At 70.9% G+C, this 1242-nt stretch carries 1 protein-coding gene; it reads right to left on the bottom strand.

All coding sequences use genetic code 11. From position 1 onward, the window contains the following. Window positions 1–73: 73 nt before the first annotated feature. On the bottom strand, window positions 74–1242 hold a 1169-nt coding region (gene atpD / locus HC022_RS26845), incomplete at its 5' end, for a F0F1 ATP synthase subunit beta (RefSeq protein WP_167454409.1).

Raw genomic sequence — 1242 nt, 5'->3', positions numbered from 1 at the left:
CGCACCGACCGGACGTCGGTCGCGTCCACCAGCACCTCCATCGGCGTGGTCACCGTCAGGTGCAGCCCGGCGCTCATGCGGCGGCGTCCTCCGCGCGCTGCGCCGCCTCTTCCTTGGCCTGCGCCTCGGCGAGATCGCCCACGAGGTAGAGCGAGCTTTCGTCCCAGTCGTCAGTCTCGCCCGCGAGGATCGCCTTGCAACCGGCGATGGTGTCCTCGATGGAGACGGAGCGTCCGGGCAGGCCGGTGAAGGCCTCGGTGACGGTGAAGGGCTGGGTCAGGAAGCGTTGCAGGCGGCGGGCACGCTCGACGATGTGACGGTCCTCGCGGCCGAGTTCCTCCATGCCCAGCAGCGAGATCACGTCCTGCAGCTCGCGGTAGTGCTCGATGGCCCGGCGCACCTGGTTGGCGACGCTCACGTGCTCGTCCCCGAGGATGAGCGTATCAAGCAGGATCGAGCCCGAGGCGATGGGATCAACCGCCGGGTACATGCCGTCGGCGGCCATGGCGCGGCTCAGCACCACGGTGCTGTCGACATGGGTGGCGATGGTGGTGACGGCGGGGTCGGTGAAATCGTCGGCGGGCACGTAGACCGCCTCGATGGCGGTGATCGCGGCGCTCTCGGAGGCAGCGATACGTTCCTGCAGCTCGGCGACCTCGGTGGCCAGCGTCGGCTGGTAGCCGACCCGGCTCGCCATGCGCCCGAGCAGGCCCGAGACCTCGGAGCCCGCCTGCACGAAGCGGAACACGTTGTCCATGAGCAGCAGCACGTTGCGCGCCTCGGCGTCGCGGAAATGCTCGGCGATGGCCAGCGCGGTCATCGGCACCCGCCAGCGCGCGCCCGGCGGCTCGTTCATCTGGCCGTAGACCAGCACCGTGCGGTCGAGCACCCCGGCGGCGGTCATGTCCGAGAGCATCTCGTGCCCCTCGCGTGAGCGCTCGCCGACGCCCGAGAACACCGAGATGCCCTCGTAGCGCGCCACCATGGCGTTGATCAGCTCCATCACCAGAACGGTCTTGCCGACCCCCGCACCGCCGAACATCGCCGCCTTGCCGCCCTGCGCGAGCGGCGCCAGCAGGTCGATGACCTTGATCCCGGTGTAGAAGATCTCGGACCCCGCGCCCTGTGCGCCGAGCGGCGGAGGGGGCGCGTGGATCGGGCGACGGGGCGTGTCGTCGGGCAGGGCGCCGCGGCCGTCACCGGTGGCGCCGGTGACGTCGAGCAGCCGCCCCAGGACCGCGT

Origin of the sequence: Salipiger sp. HF18 (assembly GCF_011806505.1) — a bacterium.
Classification (GTDB): Bacteria; Pseudomonadota; Alphaproteobacteria; order Rhodobacterales; family Rhodobacteraceae; genus Salipiger; species Salipiger thiooxidans.
Note: the sequence above shows the minus strand (reverse complement) of the source record. Positions and strands in the feature narration are given on the sequence as shown.